At 63.6% G+C, this 814-nt stretch carries 1 pseudogene; it reads left to right on the top strand.

The window, feature by feature from the left end:
• Nucleotides 1-22: 22 nt before the first annotated feature.
• Nucleotides 23-804, top strand: a pseudogene (locus GFD25_RS11945) (IS5 family transposase).
• Nucleotides 805-814: the final 10 nt, after the last annotated feature.

Genomic DNA, 814 nt, shown 5'->3' with positions numbered 1-814 from the left:
GCTTTGGTGACATGATGGTGGTATGTGTACGCCGAGGTATGACATCACGAGGGAGCAGTTCGACAGGATCTCCCACTTGCTGCCGGTGCAGCGGGGAAACGTCGTCGTGGACAACTACACGTTCGTCAACGCCCTGCTGTGGGCCATGCGCACCGGCTCGCCATGGCGCGACATGCCGGAGTGCTTCGGCAAGTGGATCACCATATACCAACGGTTCAACCGATGGTCCCGGTCCGGGGTGATCGAGCGTCTGTTCGCCGCGCTGCAGGAGGAACGGATCGTCAGGATGGAGGTGAGGGTACTGGCCCTGGACTCCACCAGCGTCAAGGTCCACCAGCACGCCACCGGGGCGCCCCAAAAAGGGGGGACCAGGCCATCGGGACCTCCCGTGGCGGAAGGAACACCAAAATTCATATGGTCGCCTGCGACGAGCTTTCCGCGGTAGAGGTCCACCTGTCCTCCGGCGCCGGGCACGACGCCCCGCAGGGGCGCGTGGCCATCGCCGCGCTCGGCGCGTTCATGGGGCTGCCGCTGCTCATGGACCGCGCCTACGAGGGCGATGCCACGCGCCAGGCTGCCGGCGCTCTCGGGCTGGAGCCCGTGGTTCCTCCCAAGAGGAACAGGACGGACCCGTGGGAATACGACAGGGATGCGTACAAGGAGCGCAACATCGTCGAGCGTCTCTTCAACCGCATCAAGCACTACCGCAGGGTCGCCACCAGATACGAGAAACTCAGGGAGACCTACCTCTCCGATGTTCACCTCGCGCTCATCGCCATCCACCTCAAACGACCCTTAGAGTAAACACACCCTA

The sequence above is a fragment of the Bifidobacterium aerophilum genome (assembly GCF_010667685.1).
In the GTDB taxonomy this organism is placed as follows: Bacteria; Actinomycetota; Actinomycetes; order Actinomycetales; family Bifidobacteriaceae; genus Bifidobacterium; species Bifidobacterium aerophilum.
Note: the sequence above shows the minus strand (reverse complement) of the source record. Positions and strands in the feature narration are given on the sequence as shown.